At 58.4% G+C, this 20,017-nt stretch carries 17 protein-coding genes; 3 read left to right on the top strand and 14 right to left on the bottom strand.

From position 1 onward, the window contains the following. Positions 1 to 192 precede the first annotated feature (192 nt). From S7A_RS11500 to S7A_RS11565, 13 genes are all read right to left on the bottom strand, one after another. Positions 193 to 552 (bottom strand): T6SS amidase immunity protein Tai4 family protein, encoded by a 360-nt coding sequence (locus S7A_RS11500; RefSeq protein WP_009090747.1) that lies wholly within the window; start codon positions 550 to 552, stop codon positions 193 to 195. After that, on the bottom strand, positions 549 to 1,040 hold the full coding sequence (locus S7A_RS11505; RefSeq protein WP_009090749.1) for a type VI secretion system amidase effector protein Tae4: 492 nt from the start codon (positions 1,038 to 1,040) through the stop codon (positions 549 to 551). The genes S7A_RS11500 and S7A_RS11505 overlap by 4 nt, the downstream gene beginning before the upstream one ends. Before the next feature lie 48 nt (positions 1,041 to 1,088). Beyond that, positions 1,089 to 1,571 (bottom strand): type VI secretion system tube protein Hcp, encoded by a 483-nt coding sequence (locus S7A_RS11510; protein ID WP_009090751.1) that lies wholly within the window; start codon positions 1,569 to 1,571, stop codon positions 1,089 to 1,091. Between the two features lie 660 nt (positions 1,572 to 2,231). Then, entirely contained in the window at positions 2,232 to 3,731 is a 1,500-nt protein-coding gene (tssC, locus tag S7A_RS11520; RefSeq protein WP_009090753.1) for a type VI secretion system contractile sheath large subunit, read from the bottom strand. Beyond that, positions 3,728 to 4,261, bottom strand: a complete 534-nt coding sequence (tssB, locus tag S7A_RS11525; protein ID WP_009090754.1) for a type VI secretion system contractile sheath small subunit — start codon at positions 4,259 to 4,261, stop codon at positions 3,728 to 3,730. Before tssB ends, tssC begins: the two co-directional genes overlap by 4 nt. A gap of 79 nt (positions 4,262 to 4,340) precedes the next feature. Next, positions 4,341 to 5,363: a type VI secretion system protein TssA gene (gene tssA / locus S7A_RS11530; RefSeq protein ID WP_009090755.1), complete on the bottom strand. Its 1,023-nt coding sequence runs from the start codon at positions 5,361 to 5,363 to the stop codon at positions 4,341 to 4,343. 10 nt (positions 5,364 to 5,373) lie between these two features. Continuing rightward, positions 5,374 to 6,090, bottom strand: coding sequence for a type VI secretion system-associated protein TagF (gene tagF / locus S7A_RS11535; RefSeq protein WP_009090756.1), 717 nt, complete (start codon positions 6,088 to 6,090; stop codon positions 5,374 to 5,376). Positions 6,091 to 6,104: 14 nt separating this feature from the next. Beyond that, complete coding sequence (gene tssM / locus S7A_RS11540) at positions 6,105 to 9,734, bottom strand: type VI secretion system membrane subunit TssM (protein ID WP_009090757.1); 3,630 nt, start codon at positions 9,732 to 9,734, stop codon at positions 6,105 to 6,107. A 3-nt stretch (positions 9,735 to 9,737) separates the two neighbouring features. Continuing rightward, positions 9,738 to 10,976, bottom strand: a complete 1,239-nt coding sequence (locus S7A_RS11545) for a DotU family type VI secretion system protein (RefSeq protein ID WP_009090758.1) — start codon at positions 10,974 to 10,976, stop codon at positions 9,738 to 9,740. Positions 10,977 to 10,993: 17 nt separating this feature from the next. Further along, positions 10,994 to 12,334, bottom strand: coding sequence for a type VI secretion system baseplate subunit TssK (gene tssK, locus S7A_RS11550; protein ID WP_009090759.1), 1,341 nt, complete (start codon positions 12,332 to 12,334; stop codon positions 10,994 to 10,996). Positions 12,335 to 12,339: 5 nt separating this feature from the next. Next, positions 12,340 to 12,834, bottom strand: a complete 495-nt coding sequence (tssJ, locus tag S7A_RS11555) for a type VI secretion system lipoprotein TssJ (RefSeq protein ID WP_009090760.1) — start codon at positions 12,832 to 12,834, stop codon at positions 12,340 to 12,342. A 23-nt stretch (positions 12,835 to 12,857) separates the two neighbouring features. Then, positions 12,858 to 13,451 carry an SH3 domain-containing protein gene (locus S7A_RS11560; protein WP_033736321.1) on the bottom strand — a complete coding sequence of 198 codons (594 nt, stop codon included), beginning with the start codon at positions 13,449 to 13,451 and terminating at the stop codon, positions 12,858 to 12,860. 1,067 nt (positions 13,452 to 14,518) lie between these two features. Then, a complete protein-coding gene (locus tag S7A_RS11565) occupies positions 14,519 to 16,039 on the bottom strand; it encodes an aldehyde dehydrogenase family protein (RefSeq protein WP_009090762.1) in 1,521 nt (506 codons plus the stop codon). A 232-nt stretch (positions 16,040 to 16,271) separates the two neighbouring features. On the opposite strand from S7A_RS11565, the gene S7A_RS11570 reads away from it, so the two are divergent. Further along, a complete protein-coding gene (locus S7A_RS11570) occupies positions 16,272 to 16,835 on the top strand; it encodes a class I SAM-dependent methyltransferase (RefSeq protein ID WP_009090764.1) in 564 nt (187 codons plus the stop codon). Here S7A_RS11570 and S7A_RS11575 read toward each other — a convergent pair. Further along, the gene (locus S7A_RS11575) at positions 16,823 to 17,545 is read right to left on the bottom strand and encodes a glutamine amidotransferase (protein ID WP_009090766.1); all 723 of its coding nucleotides are present in this window, start codon (positions 17,543 to 17,545) and stop codon (positions 16,823 to 16,825) included. The genes S7A_RS11570 and S7A_RS11575 overlap by 13 nt on opposite strands. 163 nt (positions 17,546 to 17,708) lie before the next feature. Between S7A_RS11575 and S7A_RS11580 the strand changes: the two genes are divergently transcribed. Beyond that, complete coding sequence (locus tag S7A_RS11580; protein ID WP_009090768.1) at positions 17,709 to 18,593, top strand: DMT family transporter; 885 nt, start codon at positions 17,709 to 17,711, stop codon at positions 18,591 to 18,593. Between the two features lie 43 nt (positions 18,594 to 18,636). Further along, positions 18,637 to 20,016 carry a CoA transferase gene (locus S7A_RS11585; RefSeq protein WP_009090770.1) on the top strand — a complete coding sequence of 460 codons (1,380 nt, stop codon included), beginning with the start codon at positions 18,637 to 18,639 and terminating at the stop codon, positions 20,014 to 20,016. Position 20,017: the final 1 nt, after the last annotated feature.

Raw genomic sequence — 20,017 nt, forward strand, 5'->3', positions numbered from 1 at the left:
CAGACATCCACGATATATCAGCAGCAGGAGATTACTGGACAACAGCACACGCCTTTCGCCTGACGTTTTCAGTGCGAACGAAACGCATCATCTTTATTTTATATGCTGTTAGCATCCTTATTAACAGGGAATAACATCCACTCTATTCTTTAAAATGAGCACGGCAACATTTGTAATTTTTTGAGGAAATGCTTACTTTTTATATTTATTGTAGAGAGCGTTCGCATCCTGACTTTGAGACAGCAAAGTGCATTTCATCATATTAAAATTTCCTGCCACTGAGCCGGTCAGGTTCATCTTCAGATAAGCGCTAATCAATTTATCCCCGTCGGTGAATGCGTCCACGGGAAGATGACTTGCCTCCAGCCAGGCTGATGCGCTTTTAAAGGCATCATCAGTGAATGCTTTTTCAGCAGAAACCTTCCCTGCACAACGACTCAGCAGCCAGTTGCTGAAAATTTGAGATTGCGTAAAGGAGTTTACAGCAGGTGGCGTGATTGCCAGCGCCGCAGGTGATGAGATCAAAGCCAGTAGTATCAGAACCTTTTTCATTTCAGTATCCACAGAGAGGCAACATCAGGAACAAAAGTACCATTTTCCGCACCCCCCAGGAAGTGACAGCTATCAGAGCAGATATTTCCGTTCCAGAGTGTTACGTGTCCCCGGGCATTGCTCCAGCCATTCCCCTGAAAGACAATCAGCCCCTGCTTACCATTGAATGAAGCGGGTTTCGGCGATCTTACAGTCAGGTCGGGTTTGCCAAAAACAGATACCAGAAAGTCCATCATATCGTTAACGCGAAACATGTATCGCTTTTTATCTTTTCCCGTCACGGTAGCGTAACGACTGTTAGCCGGAACAGGAACGCCCGTGTAATTAAGAACATAGCTCATTCTGATTGGGCATGCATTCTGGAAAATCCCGGAGGCAATGTTAGCTTCTACATTGCCACCCAACTTTTCCCCTACCTTTTCTACCGAGACATTGACTTCAGAGAAGCGGTTCCAGGCGGCAGAAAATTGAGGTCTTAAATGTGCCATAGCAAAACTCCTGATGAAGCCTCCCCGAAGGGAGGCGGCATAAAGCGATTACGCTTCTTTGTTGCCTTTGATGTCCCAGCCTGCGCTGCTCTCAGCGCCCTTGCCGCCGGAAGCACTCTGCTCCCAGTACTGCTGCTTCACTTTAGAAGCCTGGAAGGAGTAGGTCATGCCCAGCGTATCGCCATTGTCAGAACCGTTGTAATTAACGGTGGTCACCAGCACATCTTCCAGAGTAATGCGTGCATACTCAACCTGAGTCCCACCCGCTTTACAGATAGAGAGTTCAACTTTAGCGAGATGCTTACCGCTGGCACAGTTCTTCAGCAGTGCCGTGGTCGATTTGTCGATCAGGGCGTTAACGTGCAGGTCGTTAAAGTTAACTTTACCGGCACCGCCGCCGCCGCCAACAGACATGTTGCCTGGCTGAGAGGCACCCCATGAGAAAGAGGTAATATCGGTCCAGCCAGTGTGGTTAGAGTCTTTAGACTCGCCGGTGACACCGTCAACCTTCATAAACATATCAATAGCCATTATCTTTCACTCTTTATTGGTTGAGATTATTGCTTTAAAAAAGCAAGGATATGGCAAAAAGAAAAGCATGGGGCTGAATAAAACAGTCCATATTTTACCTTTGCCTTGCTTCTGAAATAGCGTCATTAACGCTATTTCAGACTTCTTGCTGCCCGTTTTTTAAATCGGACAAATACTTTTATTTCTCGCTTGTTCATAGCGAAACCTGACATGCGAATTAATCTTCTTCCATTCGCCTGAGATTGCAGCCGGCCATTCTGTAGACAGTAATATCATGCAAAGCTTATAGTAGCGGGCCTGTCAATTGCTCAAAAAAGGAATGAGCGCGAAGAAAATCATCTTCCTTTTCCTGGCCATATTAATGTCACTACTTTCGCTTTATTCGATCACTGATCTTGTCGGGTCGCTATATCTCATTTCTCGCTATGAGCATTTCAACGCCTGTTCACTCGGATTGATTGCCGGTAAAGCCGTTTTCATCGCAGTTTGTGTCGCGGTGACTTTTATACTGGTGAAAAGCGTACGCAAACGCACTCAGTCTGAAAAAGACCGGGCATAGCATTGCACACCAGGCTCAGGCAAACATCCGGTTAATAGCCTCATCAGCAGGGAAGCGCGCGATGCAGATTCAGACTCCAGCATCGCGCCCCTTCTCACCCTTTAGGCGTTGTCATTTTTCAGTGACGGCAGCTTAGAAACCAGACGCAGTGACACCGTCAGTCCTTCCAGCTGGTAGTGCGGACGCAGGAAGAACTTCGCGGCGTAGTAGCCCGGATTATCCTCCTGCTCTTCCACATTGACCTCAGCCGCCGCCAGTGGCTTACGTGATTTGGTCTCCTGGGAGGAGTTAGCCGGATCGCCATCGACATAGTTCATCACCCAGTCGTTCAGCCAGCGCTCCATCTCATCGCGCTCGCGGAAGGAGCCGATCTTGTCACGCACGATGCACTTCAGGTAGTGCGCGAAGCGGCAGCAGGCAAACAGGTAAGGCAGGCGCGCCGCCAGACGGGCATTGGCCGTGGCATCCGCATCGTGATACTCCGTCGGCTTCTGCAGTGACTGCGCACCGATAAAGGCGGCGAAATCAGAGTTTTTGCGATGTACCAGCGGCATAAAGCCGTTTTTCGCCAGCTCCGCTTCGCGGCGATCGCTGATGGCGATTTCGGTCGGACACTTCATGTCCACGCCGCCGTCGTCGCTTGGGAAGGTGTGGCACGGCAGGTTTTCAACCGCCCCGCCTGACTCCACGCCGCGAATCGCGGTGCACCAGCCATACTCTTTGAACGAACGGTTGATGTTGGCTGCCATCGCGTAGGCGGCGTTGCTCCACGCGTAGTTGCTGTGATCGGAACCGTCGGTCTGCTCTTCAAAATCGAAGCTGTCGACCGGGTTGGTGCGGATGCCGTAAGGCAGACGCGACAGGAAGCGCGGCATCACCAGCCCCAGATAACGGGCATCTTCCGATTCACGCAGACTGCGCCAGGCTGCATATTCGGTGTTCTGGAAGATCTTGGAGAGGTCACGCGGATTCGCCAGCTCCTGCCAGGACTCCATCTGCATCACTTCCGGCGCGGTACCGGTAATAAACGGACAGTGCGCTGCCGCCCCGATACGAGCCATCTCACCCAGCAACTCAACATCCTGTGGACTGTGATCGAAATAGTAGTCACCTACCAGACAGCCAAACGGCTCGCCGCCGAACTGACCATACTCCTGCTCATAAATCTTCTTGAACAGCGGGCTCTGGTCCCAGCCAGCGCCTTTGTAGCGCTTCAGGGAGCGGCCCAGCTCCTGTTTGGAGATGCTCATGAAGCGGATTTTCAGCATCTCGTCGGTTTCGGTGTTGTTCACCAGGTAGCTCAGGCCACGCCAGGCACTCTCCAGCGACTGAAAATCCGGATGGTGAATAATCTGGTTTACCTGCTGCGACAGCTTTTCATCAATCTCCGCGATCAGTGCCTGGATGGTGCGATAGGCATCGCTGGAGACGGTCACGGTATTTTCCAGCGCCTGCTGCGCCAGGGTTTTTACCGCGCTTTCCACGGCAGCGCGCGCCTGATCGCTTTTCGGCCGGAACTCTTTGTTCAGCAGCGCGCTGAACTCATCCTGACTGAAGCTGGCCGCGCCCTGGGACTGCGGCTGTTGTGAAGTCTGGGTCATGCTTTAGGCTCCTCTGCGTCAGTGGTGTCACCCTGCTTTGGCAGATGGGTCAGGGCCTGTAACAGCGTCGGGTCCTGCAGCACTTTACCAATCAGCTCTTCCGCGCCGTTTTTGCCATCCATGTAGGTCAGCAGGTTGGCCAGCTGGGTACGTGCTTCCAGCAATTTGCTCAGCGGCTCAACGTTGCGGGCTACGGCATCCGGCGAGAAGTCATCCATGCTGTCAAAAGTCAGATCAATGTTCAGTTTGCCTTCGCCGTTCAGGGTGTTATCCACCTGGAAAGCGGCGCGCGGCTTCAGGGCTTTCATGCGCTCATCGAAGTTATCAATGTCGATCTCAAGGAATTTACGCTCGTCGATGCCCGGTTGCGGCTCCAGCGGTTTACCCACCAGATCCGCCAGCACGCCCATCACAAACGGCAGCTGAATTTTGCGTTCCGCGCCATAAATTTCCACGTCATATTCAATCTGAACGCGAGGCGCGCGATTGCGGGCAATGAACTTCTGCCCACTGGATTTGCTTGTTGCCATGGTTTTCTCCATTAATGATGCGCGGATAAAGTGTCACAGCAGGCGCGCAGGTCCCGCTGTGTGAGTGCGTTATGTCTGCTTAATCGCGACGGCCGAAAATGGTTTCCAGCTGATGCACCCCATCAGGGGCCAGTTCACGGATGATCTCCAGAAAGTCGCGTTCGATTAAACGCTGAACCCGGTCGATCATCAGTGGTGCCGGATGGCTCGGCTCGTGCTGGGTAAAATAGAGCTTTACCTTTTCCAGCATCAGCTGAGCGTCGGCGCGGGAGCCAATCTGCACACTGCGCCAGTCAGTGGCTGCACGGAGTGCCGCCGGTGCAGGCGCTGCTGCGGTTTCAGCCGGCTGTTCCGTCGCCGCTGCCGTGGGGACCAGGGCGCTGAGGTCGGTGGCCTCGCCGCGCTCGGCGATCAGTGCAATCTGCCTGCGCAGCTGAGTCAGTTCCGGCACGGCGGCGTCGCCCAGCCGTTCGGCCACGGTTTCGCAGATGGTCTGCAGCCGCTCATGAATCTGCAGCACCGCCTCAATGCCGGGCTGATCGCCCCGCGCCAGTTCGTCGATCAGACGCGGCAGGCCACCCGGATAATCAGCCACCTCCGTTTTGCTGCCGTCGCACAGCGCAGCGGCATCACGCAGCGTGATCCCGTCGGAGGGGTAGCGCAGCAGCCAGCTCTGGCGCACCGCGCTGCTCAGGGGCGACTTGTCACCCAGCAGCGCCAGCGCGTTGATGCGGTAGAAAGGATCCTGTTCGCCATACTCTTCCAGCCGCGGCCACAGCGGCTCCCAGTAAAGCAGTAAGGCCTGCTCAATCAGTTTCAGGCCCTGTGCGTAGCCCGGCAGCCCTTTCAGCTCGGTCCAGGCGTGAGTCAGAGCCAGCATCACCCGCAGATCTTTGCTGCGTTCCAGCAGCGCGATCGCCAGTTTCTCCACTTTGTTCCAGTCCGCCGGTTCCGCCGGAATGATCGTGCTGCCGAACTGCTGCTCCGCTTTACCGGCGCTGGCCTGCTCCATCGCCTGAAAATCGGCGTGATACTCCAGGTTATCCCCACCGGGATTGTCGTCACTGACCGGTGCCAGCAAAGCCTCAATATTGGTCGTCATGCGTATCGCCTCAGGATTCAAACATCGGGGGATAAAGTCCGTTTCGTCCCGGCTTTGCCCCACCGGCCGGATCAAACAGCAGGGAAAAAAGCTGGGCGGTGAAGTTACCGCTGTGCACCTGGGTATAAAGCGGAAACCCGTCGCTCTGGTTCGTCCACCAGAAGCTGGTGTAGAACTGCGGGTCAAAGTTCTCGCCCGGCAGCGTCCAGTTCAGCGTCGAAGGGGTGTCGCCATGCCCGATCACGTTGAGAATGTCTGACGATTCGTCTGACGCCTGAGGAGGCTGCGGCTGCGGGATACTGAGCAGCGCCTGGTCCAGCTGTTCCGGTGAGCCGCCGCCCTGCACTACCCGCAGCAGCGTATTGCCCACCTGCTGATACCACTCACCGGAACGCGCCAGCAGCGCGGGTGACCACTCGGCCGGGGTGAAATGACGCAGCGCACAGAGCGGGTAGTTACGCCCCACGCTGTCACGCGCGGCAATCAGGCAGCCCATCTGGATGAGCTGGCTGCCGAGCATCGGGGGCACCACAAAGTTCCATACCGGCGCGTTGAGAAACGGCCGTGAAGGCGCGTTATCGCCTTCCTGATTGCTCTGCCAGTGGTGGAGCCCCACCTGAAACCAGCTGGACCACTGGCGATAGAGCACGTCCGGAAAGCGGCGCTTTACAAAGTCACCCGCGCTGGGCAGTTTGCCGTACCAGCAGGGTGCAGCGTATTGAGTCATTGTCGGATCCTGTTTCAGGGGCAGCTAAAGCCGGGAAGCTGGAACGGGTTACGAATGCTGCCTGGGGTAAACGACAGCGTCACCTGATGGCCTTCCACGCTGAACGTTGCTTCGCGGGTCAGTCCGCCAGCCGCGGTCACCCGGGCACGGTCGAAGAAGCGATTGAGCGCCCACGGGCCGCTGGTGACCAGGGTGGACGTGGTGCCGTTGGTCAGACCGAGCTGCATCCGCACCTGGCTGGTGCCGCCGGGACCGGGCCAGCTGACCAGCTGAACCGCCTGCGGGCCGTGGCTGTAACGCAGAATCTGTCCATCCACATCCAGCGTCAGGTTAAGAATATCGTTGTCCATCCTGACGGTGCGCAGCGTCACGCGGAAGCCTGGGGTGGTTGCGCCGTTGGCAAAGAAGGCATCGCGAATCGACTGCGCCTGCTGGAAGGGACGCAGCAGGGCTTCGCCGCCCGGCAGGGTTTTACCGTCGATGCCCGGCGTAAAGCGCCACGCCGCGCGGGTGGTATCCACTTTGCTCGCCAGGTTGTCACGGAAGAAGCTGTCCATCATGCCGCTGCCTGGCGCAAACATGCGGGCCAGGTCGTCGGGCGTTACCTCGCTGCGCGCAGAGCGCACCAGCGGATAGCGACCGGCAATCGCCTGACGGCAGAAGCTGCCGACCTCCATGGTGATGCGTTTGCGGACATTATCCATGTCGCGACGCTGAGCATCGCTGCTGGCCCCCACGGCCATGCTGGAAACCATGTTCTGCAGCGACCCCGGCAGGCGACCGGCGCTGGCCTGCAGACGGCTGATGGCATCGCTGGCCGGTGGTGGCATCCCGCTGTTGGCGGCATCCTGCACCGCCGTGAGGTAACGATAAAGGTCGTCAATCTGATGCAGGAAATCATCGACTGCCAGCACCTTGCTACCCTGCTGTAACGGCTGCGCCAGCTCCAGAATCGGCGCGAAGTGCAGCGCCACAGCCTGCTCTGGTGCGGCCTGCGCGGCAGCCTGGCCACGCGCGGCGCTGGCGTCGGGCGAGGTAAACAGCGCTTCCAGCGTGCGGGTGGCGCTGTTATCTGATGGCTGCTGCGGCTGCGCGGTTTTCTCATCAGGCTGTGCCCGGTTCAGCGTCAGCAGTTTACTGAGGTTGATGACCATCTGGCGCAGCGGTGAGTGATTGCCAGAGAGCAGGCGCGCCGTGTTGATGCGCTGTGACAGATCGGCGCTGCTGTTGAGCTGGATATCGCTGAGGAACTGCTCCCACTGGCGGATATAGTCCTGCACATAGAGCTGGCGCACCGCGAGGTCGATCTCCTCGCTTTTCTGCTGCGGCGCGGCCCCATCCAGCACCCAGAGATCGTCCTTATAGAGCGCCTGCGTGACCGGCGCGATCTGCTTATCCACCTGCTGCCAGTAGCCGTCCGGCGTGTAGAGCCCCTCGACCCCGTCGTTGACCGACTTGCCGCTTTTGCGTGAAAACACCAGCTCGCTCTGCGGCCCACCCAGCGCCGACAGCGTGACCGGCTGTAACGTGCCGTTGCGCTGCAGCAGCCGCTTCAGTCGGCCATAAACCCGCTGTGAGAGCGGCATCTGGTTAATCAGCGTCTGTTCGCGCCTGACCAGCGCCTCATCCTTCGCGTAAGGCGACGACTGGATCTGCGTCTCCAGCAGCTGTTGCAGATGCCACGCCAGCTGTTTGACCTGCTGCTGGGTGACGTTCTGCGGCAGTTCGCGGGAGAGGTTAAGCATCAGCCACGCCTGCAGGAACTTGCCATCGTAATGCTTAGGCTGGTAGAGCATCTGATACGCCTTCAGCGCCTCATAGCTGTAGTCAGCGTCGCTGCCATTGTCATTGCGCAGCCAGCGGGTGATGTTCTGTGCCACCTGCGGCAACAGCAGCTGCTTCAGCGCTTTGTCATAGAGCGCACGGGTTGCATCGCTGACCTCGGTGCCGCGATAGAGCCCCATCCGGCGCGTCAGCGGTGGCGAGTCGAGCGAGAAGTCGGCGCTCTCCGGCAGGTGCAATAGGGTGTTGAGATAGGGCACCAGCGCAAACAGATCGCCATTGACCTGCTGCTGTAACCGATCGCCCAGCTGCTCCACCTGCGGCGTTTTGGCAGCCATCTCCTGCAGATAGGCTTTATTTTTGCTGTAGCTGGTGAGCCACAGCGCGCCAGCTACCAGTAACAGCACCAGCAGGGCCAGATAGCCCGACCACAGACCGGCGCGGTTGCGCAGCTCCCACCAGCGGTTGCTGCCTGCCAGGCCAGACTCCTGGAAAATCACATTTTCCAGCACCCCTTTCAGGAAGAAGCTCTGCCCTTTGTTCTGCGGGATCGGCGCCTCTTTATCGACATGGTCCCAGCTTCCCGACTCACCCGCCTGCTGGTTCGGCAGATTGAGTGCGCGGTTCAGCTCCCCCATCACCCGGTCAAACGGCAGACCTTCCTGGGTGCCGCTGGCAAAATAGATGCCGCGCGGGGCGAACTGGGTTTCAAAATCAGAGCGGGCAAACAGCGTGTCGAGCGCCTCTGCCAGCACCGGACGCAGTGCCGCAAACTCCTGCGGGAACAGATAGCTCTCGGCCCGCGCCTGCGCGTCGCTCTCTGTCAGCAGCCGATCCGCCAGCCCCGCTTCCAGCCGCTGCTGCAGCAGGGAGTACTCCTGCTGAAACTGGTTATTCAGCTCAAAATCGGCGGCGGAGGCCTGCGCCCACGGGAAGGTGAACCCCCACACCTGTTCACGCTGCGCTTTATCCAGCGCGGCAAAGTAGCTGCGGAACCCTTTGAGCAGGTCCGCCTTGGTCACCAGCACATAGACCGGGAAGCGGATGCCGAGACGGTCATGCAGCTCCATCAGGCGCTGACGCAAAGCGAGCGCCTGGTTGCGCAGCGCTTCAGGCGACTGGGTCAGCAGATCGGAGACGCTGAGGGTGACGACCACGCCGTTGATCGGCTGACGCCCGCGATATTTGCGCAGGAGTCCGAGAAAGTGGTGCCATTCGCTGGCGTCGCGCTCCTGCTGACTCTCCTGGGTGCTGTAACGCCCCGCCGTGTCGAGCAGAACAGCTTCATTGGTAAACCACCAGTCGCAGTTGCGTGTGCCGCCAATCCCGCGCAGCGCCGACTTCCCGAACTTATCCGCCAGCGGAAACTGCAGGCCGGAGTTGACCAGCGCGGTGGTTTTACCGGCACCGGGTGCGCCGATAATCATGTACCACGGCAGCTGGTAGAGATACTGGCGGCCAAAGCGCTGCGCCCAGAACGGTGTCCCTTTGCTGCTGTGACGCTGGAAGTGCGCCTTTTTCAGCATCTCTGTGGCTTCTGAGAAGCGCCCTGCCAGGACCTGCTCTTCGCTGGTCAGCCGCTGCCGGTCCGCTTCCGGGGCGTCACTCTTGCCGGTTTCCAGGCTCGACATCAGCTTGCGGTTAAGCCAGAAGTTATAGAACCGCGGGATCGCCTGCCCCAGGCCCCACACCAGATAGAGCAGCGCAATACTGATGATGCGATTCTGCTCCGGCTCAAGCGGACGCGAATCCACGATAGAGAAGACCGGGCCGATGACCCAGATGATAAAAGAGAGCGCGGTGATGCCGACAAAGCCCCACGCCAGGCGGCTGGTCAGTACCGCAAACAGGATATTCAGCATGGATCAGTTCCCTCTCGCCAGGCCGTTAAGTTCGGCATGGGTCGCATCCGGTGCTACCAGCAGCGTGATTTCAACCCGACGGTTACGTGCACGATTTTCTGCGCTGGTGTTTGGCACCAGCGGATTGCTTTCACCGCGCCCTTCCGCTTTCACCCGTGAAGGCTGCGCCAGCTGCTGTTGCAGCAGGCTCTGCACCGACTCGGCACGCGCCAGAGAGAGTTCAAAGTTGGAAGCGAAGCGCGCACTGCGAATCGGCACGTTGTCGCTGTAGCCAATCACCTGAATCTGGCCGCTGACGTTATTCATGGCGGCGGCGATACGCCGGATGACGTCGGTATAACGTCCGCGCACCTCGGTGGCCGCCGATGCAAACAGCCCGTCCCCTTTCAGCGTCACGACGCTGCGGTCCGCTTCGTCGCGCACCGCCACCAGCCCGGCATCAATTTCCGGTTTCAGGAAGGCGCGCAGGTTCAGCGTGGCAGGCGGAGGCGGTGCCGGATTACCGATCTTCACTTCCGGCAGGGCCGTCTGGTAGATACGCGCCAGCACCGGCGAGGTGTAATCGCCCAGACGCCAGTTGAGCACGATATAAAACAGGCAGGCAGCCAGCCCCGCCACGGCCGCGCAGGCCCACAGCGGAATCATCGGCCGCCAGAGTTTGCGCAGTACCGGCTGATCGGTCGGGTGCGGTGACAGCGCCGCCGCGTAACTGCCGCGCACGCTTTTAATCATCTGCAACAGCCGCTGTTTAATGGTCTCCAGCTGCGAGCGCCCGTTGTCCAGCACCCGATAGCGCCCTTCGAATCCCAGCACCAGACAGAAGTAGATCAGTTCCAGCATCAGAATGTGACGACGCGGGTTCTGTGACAGCTTCGCCAGCAGCTGGAAAAACTTTTCGCCGCCCCAGGTTTCATTGTGAAAGGTGACCAGCAGACCGTTGCTGGTCCAGACGCCGCGACTGCCCCAGGGGGTCAGCGCCGCCGCCTCATCCAGCGCCGTGCAGAGGCAGTAACGCGCGCCGATAATCACTTCATAGCCGAGCCCCGACTGCTGGCAGCTCAGTTCAAAGCGCCGGATCTGGTCGATCAGCTGCCGGCGCAGTTGGGCCGGATCGTCATGGGTGACGGAATGTCGGATCTGGGGAATGGCATTAATCAGGGGATTCGCCGCCGCGACCAGCACATTCTGATGGCTGGCATCCGGCGCAATGTCGCTGTGTGATTTTTCGTGTTCCTGCATCATGCTGCGTGCTCAGTTTATTATTCTGACTGACTGCGGATGGCCCAGAACTCCATGTTCAGGCCCGGAAACTCACCGGCAAGGTGCAGCGCAAAAGCGCCTGAGCGCTCCATCTCTTTCCATAGCTCGCTGTTCTTATCCAGTTCGAAATAGTTGTAACCGGCATGCCACGGGATCTGCGGCGGCGCGCCGGGCATTGCCCTCAGCGCCAGACCCGGCAGCTGCAGCTGCACCAGATCGCGGATTTTGCTGACCGGCGCGACTTTCATCTGCGCCGGGAAGTGAGTCTGCAGGGTGTCGGCGGGGACGCTGGCTTTAACCGCCAGCACAAAGCCAAACTCATGCACCATGCTGCTTTCCGGCACGGTCGCGACATTGAGGCCGTGTGAGCGCTGGATCAGCGGCAGCTGAATGGCGCTCTCCTCCATCACCTGTGACAGTCCCTGACGCAGCAGCAGTGACAGGCGGCTGAAGCAGCCCTGCAGATCGTCATGATCGTAAAGCGGCAGCCCGTCCGGGGCGCGGGCGGGCGTCCAGGTGCTGAGTTCTGCCGCCAGTTGCACCCAGTGGCTGTAGAGCGTCTCCGGATGAAGCAGCGGCAGATGCTGCAGATGGCTGTGCAGGCCAAGCTGACGATTGAGCAGCGCCAGCAGCATAAAATCGACCATATCGGCGCTGTTGAAGCGGCCTGTGCCGGGCGCCCGCTGGCTCAGCTGCTGGCTGCGTTGCTGGATCAGCCCGTGCAGATCGTTGAACATGTTCTGCAGCGGACGGCTGCTGTTGAGGGTCAGCATCGGTGGAATGTAGTCGCTGTCGAGCCGGATATGGTTGTCGCTGCGTTTTTCAATCACCTGCGCCACGCCCATTGCGGTCCACTCAGCGGTCAGGTCCTGCTCCAGCATCAGACGCAGGCGCAGTTTGCCAAACTGCACGGTCGCGCTGCCCACCGCCTGAGCGTTGTCATCTTCCACTTCCGCTTCCCAGGCCAGATAGCGCGCCAGAGAATCCTGAGACTCCTGGAAGGCAACCGCCTCACGTCCGTTGCGGCGGGCCGGTATCGCCAGCACGACCTTGCTGCGGTCAATCGTGGCAGGCAGATCGAGCGGTGCCGGGCCATGCCGGGGCTGACTGAACGCAAAGAAAGTGCCGTCCGGCAGGCAGCCGCTGGCGGCACTCAGAGCCAGTTTGCCCTGACGCATCAGCGCCTCATCAAACTCCAGATCGTAAAAACCCCAGGTGAAGGGGCGCTGGGACTGACCCCATTCACGCAGGGTACTGAGAAGATAATTTTCTGACTGCTGGAAATGGTGAGGACGCAGAAACATCCCCTCGGTCCAGACCACCTTTTCGGCTCTGTTCATAGGCATCACTGTTTTTCCACTCGTAAGCCGTTAACGCCCGCGACGATGCGGGCATTCAGCTCGCCATCGTTACGTTTCCAGAACGCCCAGAATGCGGGGGCATCGCCTTCCGGGACCGGCAGCGACAGCCGCCAGACTTTGCCATCCAGCGCCTGGTATTCCGCCATGATGCCGATGAAGCGCGCCTCGGGCAGACTCCGGATGCGCAGCGTTTTGCTACGCTGGTCTGGCGTCAGGAAGAACTGTTGCGTATTCAGTTGCGCACTACCCAGCGCGGTCGCCGGCTGGTTTTGCAGGGAGTAGAAATCGGCCGACATGAAATCCGCGTCGGAGGTCAGCAACATGACCCGCACTTTCAGCGGCGCACCACCGTTAACCTGGTTCTGCGCCTGCACATCCAGGTTGTAGTAGGCCACTGGCGGCGTACTGCTGCTGCAGCCTGCCAGCAGCCAGGCCATCACGCCGATCAGCGCCGCGCGCAGTTGTCGTGTCATCATCATCCTGCCCTCCCTGCTCAGTGCGATTAGTTAATGATCCAGGTTCCGCTGCTGCTGTTCTGGCAGGCGGTGCTGTCACCGTTGACCGCGACGCAGGTCTTTTTCTTGCTGCTGCTGCGTGCACGGCGTTTTGGCTGATCGGCTTTCACGGTCTGATCGTAAAGCTCGCTTTTCACGACGGCGCGGAACGGCACATAGCCTGCCAGCTTAACGGTGGCCTGTGGCGCAGCCGGTGGCGTCGCCTCTTTCGCGCTGGCGGCGTCCTTTTCCGGTTCCGCAGCGGCCTGAGCCGGTTCACCCAGCGCCAGCCAGTTGTTCTCTACCTGACCAATAACGGTGTAGCTGTCACCGCTTTTCAGGGTCTCAACCACTTTGCCGCCAAAGCTGGGCTGGCTCATTACCGAGGCAGGATAGAGCGCACGGTAAGGCTGATTCACCGGCGTGAACTGGGCTGGCGGTTTAATCGCATAGCGGTGGCTGATCGCCACGCCATCGACTGTGCTGGTCACCAGCGTGTCATCCGTCATTTTTGGGGGCGTTTTACAGCCCGCAAGAGAGAAAACAACCATCAGGCCTAATGCAATGCGGAGCTTCACCATATTTTTCATGTTGTGTTCCATTCGTACCTAGAAGAGTGGCCAGGGGCCGGGTGTCAGTAATGAAAATCGGAGGGTGTTAAATGTCTGGCCGCTGATTAGTACCAGACCAAAAAGCAATCATTAAGCAGATTGCGCTGAATTAGCGTCTGCACTGCTGAAAAACGATCAACAAAGATTAAGTATGAAAAGCGACTTCGGCAGGCTAAGGCAGAGACGGGAAGAAATTACGCCTGAATATAAATGATCAAATTGTTGATCTATTTCTTTCCGACAAAATTCCTGAGGCAGGGTAAATCCAGAGATTACTTAAGCCATCCATGACAGAAAAACTTTCGCGTTGACAATTCAGACGTCGCTGAAAGTTTAAGCAGACCGCACCAGCCACCCTTCCCTGACCGCTGTTAGTTGTTCATTTTAAACACTTTATCAATCCATGATCTCTCATAGCTACCGCACGAGTCAGGAAAATCCTGCCCGTGAGCCTGAAACCAAAATCCATTTGTAAATATTAGCTGCAAGTTTACATAAGACTGACGAAAATTCAACGGCACGGTTTTGGTGCAAAAAACATCAGTTTTCATTAACTAATTTTGTTAATACAAATCTGCCTCACTTTTAACCATCTACATAGGAGTAATCTTAACAAGTTGCGTTAATATGAAGTATTTTTACTCAAAATTATGACAGGGCTGAAATCAGCATTAATACCTCTCATGTAATGAGTGGCGCTATTAAGGAAAAATCAGAATGATTCGTGCCCCGGAAGCAGAGAGGCATCTGGCGTCGGTTCGCAAAGGAGAATTCGTATAAATGCCAGTTTATCAATACGTTAATATATTGATGTAGTGCCTGGCTGCAGCCAGGCACCCGGCGTGGGGAGGGAAAAGTAAGCGAAACGTTAAATAAACATGTTAAATTTTTTAACAGACTGATTAATTGTTCTTTACCGGGCCGTCTGACGGTTTCCAAAGGCAAAAATCACCCGGTACATTACATCCTCTAATCGTACAAAAACCACGCCGTAGCGTGGTTCAGCGGTGATAGCGGAGAAGTCGGAGAGCCGCAGGCAGCGGCTCCCCGCGTCAGGTTCAGAAAAAACCGAGCGGTTCGATACTGTAGCTGACCAGCAGGTTTTTGGTCTGCTGATAGTGATCCAGCATCATTTTGTGGGTCTCACGCCCAATCCCCGATTTCTTATAGCCACCAAAGGCCGCGTGCGCCGGATAGAGGTGATAGCAGTTTGTCCAGACGCGTCCGGCTTTGATTGCCCGGCCGACCCGATAAGCGCGGTTGATATCGCGGGTCCAGACGCCTGCCCCCAGCCCATAGATGGAGTCGTTGGCGATGCGGACGGCTTCGGCTTCATCCTTAAAGGTGGTGATGCCGATAACCGGGCCAAAGATCTCCTCCTGGAATACCCGCATGCTGTTGTTGCCTTTCAGCAGGGTCGGCTGAATGTAGTAGCCACTGTTGAGGGAATCATCCAGTTTCTCGACGCCTCCGCCCACCAGCACCTCCGCGCCCTCCTGCCGGGCCACGTCCAGATAGGAAAGGATTTTGTCGAACTGCTGCTGTGACGCCTGGGCTCCCACCATCGTCTCTGTATCCAGCGGATCGCCCCGTTTGATAGTTTTCACCCGCTTCATGACGGCCGCCATGAACGGCTCATATATCGACTCCTGCACCAGCGCCCGTGACGGGCAGGTACAGACTTCGCCCTGGTTCAGGAAGCCCAGCACCACGCCTTCGGCTGCTTTCTCAATAAAGCTCTCTTCCGCCTGCATGATATCTTCAAAGAAGATATTGGGTGATTTCCCGCCCAGCTCGACCGTAGAGGGGATCAGGCTCTTCGCCGCCAGCTCCAGAATATGGCCGCCGGTGGCGGTAGAACCGGTAAAGGCAACTTTGGCAATGCCGGCGTGGGAAGCCAGCGCCTCACCCGCCTCTTTACCATACCCGTGCACCACGTTCAGCACCCCCGGCGGCAGCAGGTCTTTGATCAGATCGACAAACACGGTGATCGACAGCGGCGTCTGTTCCGCCGGTTTCAGTACCACACAGTTCCCTGCGCCCAGCGCCGGGGCCAGTTTCCAGGCCGCCATTAACAGCGGGAAGTTCCACGGGATAATCTGCGCCACCACGCCCAGCGGCTCATGGAAATGGTAGGCGGCGGTGAACTCATCGATCTCCGCCGCACTCCCCTCCTGCGCCCGGACGCAGCCGGCAAAATAACGGAAGTGGTCGACAGCGAGAGGCAGATCCGCCGCCAGCGTTTCGCGCACGGGCTTACCGTTATCCCAGGTTTCATAAACCGCCATCGTCTCCAGATTCGCTTCAAGCCGATCGGCAATTTTCAGCAGCAGCAGCGCGCGTTGCTGCGGAGAGGTTTTGCCCCAGGCTTCTGCGGCCGCCGCGGCCGCTGCCACCGCGTTATCCACATCAGCCACGTCTGAGCGCGGGAACTCACCGGCCTCAGACCCGTTTACCGGCGAGGTATTGGTGAAGTAGTTGCCGTTCACCGGCGCGACGAATTCACCATTAATAAAGTTGCCATAATTCTTTTGTAACGTGATCAGAGAACCCTGTTCTCCCGGGGCGGCATAACGCATGGTCATTCTCCTGACAGGTGACTGATGTAACAATGACGAAACTTATTATTAACATGAATGATCATCGCCAGCCTGTCAGTTCCGATGACCGGAAACTGTGACCGCGCCGAAGGAATCGTCGCTTCCGCTTCGTTTATAGAAAATTCCGACTTTTTTCGGAAAGGCTGGCAAATAAGAAACTAGTGCGTCACAAAGGGGTCAACGAGAGGATGAATTCATTCGGGAGATAAGCATGCTGGCTTCGGCTTTTACCCAGATGCGCGCTAAAGCCAATTTCGTGCATCAGTTTATCCGCAATCCGCGCATGATGGGCAGCATAACACCGTCCTCAGAGGCGTTATGCCGCACCATGATTGCCTCTGTTGCGTGGCCTGAAACGTTACGGATTGCCGAGCTGGGCGCGGGCGATGGCGTCCTGACACGGCGGATACTGGCAGAGATGTCCCCTGACGCCACGCTGGATGCCTTTGAGATCAGCGCTGCGCTGGCCGACCAGCTCAGCGCGCTGGACGACACGCGCATGACCGTGCGCACCTGCTCCGCGGAGTACCTGAACGGGGAATATGATGCGATCTTCTCCGGCCTGCCACTGCTGTCCTTACCGCCCGCGCTGCGCGAAGCGATCCTGCGGGCGGTGTTTAATGCCCTGGGGCCGGATGGGATCTTTGTGCAGTTTCAGTACACCTCACTGACCCAGCCCGACCTGTCGCGTTACTTCACCTGGGAACGCGAGCGGGTGCTGAAAAATGTGCCACCCGCTTGGGTTTATCGCTGCCGGCGTCACTACGCGCCCTGAGCCTGCGCTGCGGCCGGGCGCGTCTGTTGCCAGAACTCCACCAGCAAGGCACGCGCCCAGTCTTTCCCCTCGATAACGTCCCCGCCATCAGAAAGCCCTTCCGGCATACAGACGTTCATAATGTGCCGTGAAAATTCGGGATGAAACTGCACCGACAGCGCCTGCGGAGCGTAACGCACAATCTGGCAGCCATCCTGCGCCGACGCCGCCAGCACCTGCGCCTGAGGCGGCGGAGTGATGACCGACTGCCGGTGTGACAGCCAGACGCTGAACCCGGCTGGCAGACCCTGCAGCAGCGGATCGCGCTGCGCCTGAGCGCTGCAGCGGATTGGGAGCAGGCCGCGTTCCCAGCCATGCGGATTATCCGCCACCTCGCCACCCAGCGCATAGGCCATCAACTGGTGACCATAGCAGACACCCAGCAGCGGCAGCTCCTGCTCAATGGCTGCCCGGACCCAGGCCGCGCTGCGCTCACTCCACTCCTCATGATCGGTGACCATCGCCCAGGAGCCGCTGAGGATCGCCCCGGAAATTTCATCAAAAGCCGGTAACGCTTCACCGAGATGGGGCCGCACAATCAGGTACTCATGGGGTTGCAGATCAAGGGCGTCGATAAACCAGCGTGGCTGTTCACCAATCTGCGAAACAACGTTAGCGGGCGGGACTTCAAGCTGAATCAGGGCAAGGGGTAAAGCGCGCGTCTGGGTCATACCGAATCGGGTCCTTTTCAGAAGTCGTGTCAAATCAGTCTGCCAGCATCACGTCCGAAAGTCTCACCGCTGCGCGCAGAAAATTTTTTCCGGCATTGGCTGGAATGCCGCAGTTCGTGCCATCATTAGCGGGCTAAGCAAAAAACATCGAAAGGATATTATCGTGGCTGTGCGGCATTTTTTTCTGATTCTGATGGTGGTCTCTGTCTGGGCCTTCAACAATGTGGCGGTGAAATGGGGCCTGCTGGAGCTGCCGCCCCTGTTTCTGACCTTTATGCGTTTTCTGGTCGTCGCCGTGGTGCTGGTGCCGTTTTGCCGTATTGAACGTAAGCAACTGCCCTGGCTGCTGCTGCTGGCTTTCACCTTCGGGTTTATGCACTTCTCGCTGCTGTTCGTTGGCCTGCGCTACACCGATGCCGGCACCGGCGCGATTGTGGTGCAACTGGGCACGCCGATTGCCATGCTGCTGGCGATGCTGGTGCTGAAAGAGAAGCTGAAGCTGGTGCAGCTGATGGGCATTATGATCTCGCTGAGCGGTGTGGTGGTGCTGTCAGGCAGCCCGACGATTCCGTCGTGGTGGGTGCTCTGCCTGCTGTTGTGCAGCGCCACCGGCTGGGCTGTCAGTAACCTGATTGTGAAGAAGTCGCCGCCGATTAAGCCACTGACCATGACCGGCTGGATTGCCTTTCTGGCGATGCCGATTGTCGGTGCCTCCAGCCTGGTGATGGAGTCGAATCAGCTTTACGCCCTCGAACATGCAGGCTGGCACGGCTGGTTCGCCATTCTTTACAGCGCCATCGCCTCGTCAATTATTGCCTACACGCTCTGGTATGTGCTGCTGAAGAAATATAACGTCAACCTGATCATGCCCTACTCCCTGCTGACGCCGGTGTTGTCGGTGCTGATGGGCATCGTCGTACTGGGAGACAGACTCAACCGTTTTAAGATTATCGGTGCCTCGCTGGTGATCCTTGGCACCGCCATCGCCGTGCTTAACCTGCGTAACCTGCGCATGCACGCCCGCTTCCCGCGCCTGCGGCGGCGTTAATCCGGCGTGCTATGCTTGAGAAAACGTACTCAGGGAGCACAACATGGATTCAGCGCGCACCGCCTCACTCTGGCAACAGATGGTGCAGGGATTGCAAGGCAGCGATAACGTCTGGCCTCTCCCCGCTTTTATTGATCGTTCAACATTCTCTTCCGCGTTTGCCGTCAGTGAACTGGCGTCCACCAGCCTGGGTCTGGCAACCCAGGCGGTGGCGGCGCTTCTCGCCACCGCCCGCCCGACTTATCCCTCCCCACCTGTTACCGTCAACGTCAGGCAGGCGTCACGCTGGTTTCAGCAGAGCTTTCATCCGTTAAACCGCCCGGCCCCGGCAATGTGGGATGCTTTTGCCGGAGACTACCGCAGTCGCGACGGCTGGATCCGCCTGCATACCAATGCGGCTCATCACCGGCTGGCGATGGAGCAGGTGCTGGGCACCCACGCCGATCGCCCGGCGCTGGCGCAGCAGGTTCAGCAGTGGCAGGCCAGCGAACTGGAGCAGGCAATTATTGATGCGGGAGGCTGTGCCGCCAAAATGCGCAGCGCCGAAGCCTGGCAGCAGCATCCCCAGGGTCAGGCGGTGCAGCGCGAGTCGCTGTTTGACTGGCACACGACGGATGCAGCGCCTGCGCCCGCATGGCCGCTGGCTGAAGCGCGTCCGTTACAGGGGATCAGGGTGCTGGATCTGACGCGGATTATTGCCGGCCCCGTCGCCACCCGCTTTCTTGCCAGCCTGGGTGCCACGGTACTGCGTATCGATCCCCCCGGCTGGGCGGAGCCGACGCTGGATGAGGAGATGAGCTGCGGCAAGCGACGTGCGGTGCTCGACCTGACACAGCCGGTCGATCGCGACCGGTTTATCCGCCTGCTGCGGGACGCCGATGTTCTGGTACACGGCTATCGGGCCGATGCGCTGGAACGGCTCGGTTTTGACGCCGAAACCCGCCAGTCACTCTCACCGGGGCTGGTCGATGCCAGCCTGAATGCCTGGGGCTGGCAGGGGCCGTGGCGCAACCGGCGCGGTTTCGACAGTCTGGTGCAGATGGGCTGCGGCATTGCCGAACGGGGCATGCAGTGGCAGCAGAGCGATAAACCGTGCCCGCTGCCGGTCCAGGCGCTGGATCATGCCACCGGCTATCTGCTGGCGGCAGCGGTACTGGAGGGATTACGGCGGCGTCTTACCGGAGGGCACGGCAGCCAGGTCCGGCTGTCACTGGCGCGCACCGCATGGCTGTTGCAGCAGCATGCCGCAGGCCAGCACACCGGCTCGGGCATTGTGCCTCAGGTGAAGGACAACCTGCCCTTCCTGGAGCTGACGCCATGGGGGATTGGCGTCCGGCTGCGCGCCGCCGCCTGGCTGCCCGGCACACCACAGTTCTGCGCAACGCCGGGGTGTGTGCCGGGTACGCACCCGGCAGCGTGGTGAC

The sequence above is a fragment of the Pantoea sp. Sc1 genome (assembly GCF_000255315.1).
Classification (GTDB): Bacteria; Pseudomonadota; Gammaproteobacteria; order Enterobacterales; family Enterobacteriaceae; genus Pantoea; species Pantoea anthophila.

Coding starts and splice junctions, on each gene's coding strand:
- S7A_RS11500 (WP_009090747.1), bottom strand. CDS start 552: ATGAAAAAGGTTCTGATACTACTGGCTTTGATCTCATCACCTGCGGCG.
- S7A_RS11505 (WP_009090749.1), bottom strand. CDS start 1,040: ATGGCACATTTAAGACCTCAATTTTCTGCCGCCTGGAACCGCTTCTCT.
- S7A_RS11510 (WP_009090751.1), bottom strand. CDS start 1,571: ATGGCTATTGATATGTTTATGAAGGTTGACGGTGTCACCGGCGAGTCT.
- tssC (WP_009090753.1), bottom strand. CDS start 3,731: ATGACCCAGACTTCACAACAGCCGCAGTCCCAGGGCGCGGCCAGCTTC.
- tssB (WP_009090754.1), bottom strand. CDS start 4,261: ATGGCAACAAGCAAATCCAGTGGGCAGAAGTTCATTGCCCGCAATCGC.
- tssA (WP_009090755.1), bottom strand. CDS start 5,363: ATGACGACCAATATTGAGGCTTTGCTGGCACCGGTCAGTGACGACAAT.
- tagF (WP_009090756.1), bottom strand. CDS start 6,090: ATGACTCAATACGCTGCACCCTGCTGGTACGGCAAACTGCCCAGCGCG.
- tssM (WP_009090757.1), bottom strand. CDS start 9,734: ATGCTGAATATCCTGTTTGCGGTACTGACCAGCCGCCTGGCGTGGGGC.
- S7A_RS11545 (WP_009090758.1), bottom strand. CDS start 10,976: ATGATGCAGGAACACGAAAAATCACACAGCGACATTGCGCCGGATGCC.
- tssK (WP_009090759.1), bottom strand. CDS start 12,334: ATGAACAGAGCCGAAAAGGTGGTCTGGACCGAGGGGATGTTTCTGCGT.
- tssJ (WP_009090760.1), bottom strand. CDS start 12,834: ATGATGATGACACGACAACTGCGCGCGGCGCTGATCGGCGTGATGGCC.
- S7A_RS11560 (WP_033736321.1), bottom strand. CDS start 13,451: ATGGAACACAACATGAAAAATATGGTGAAGCTCCGCATTGCATTAGGC.
- S7A_RS11565 (WP_009090762.1), bottom strand. CDS start 16,039: ATGCGTTATGCCGCCCCGGGAGAACAGGGTTCTCTGATCACGTTACAA.
- S7A_RS11570 (WP_009090764.1), top strand. CDS start 16,272: ATGCTGGCTTCGGCTTTTACCCAGATGCGCGCTAAAGCCAATTTCGTG.
- S7A_RS11575 (WP_009090766.1), bottom strand. CDS start 17,545: ATGACCCAGACGCGCGCTTTACCCCTTGCCCTGATTCAGCTTGAAGTC.
- S7A_RS11585 (WP_009090770.1), top strand. CDS start 18,637: ATGGATTCAGCGCGCACCGCCTCACTCTGGCAACAGATGGTGCAGGGA.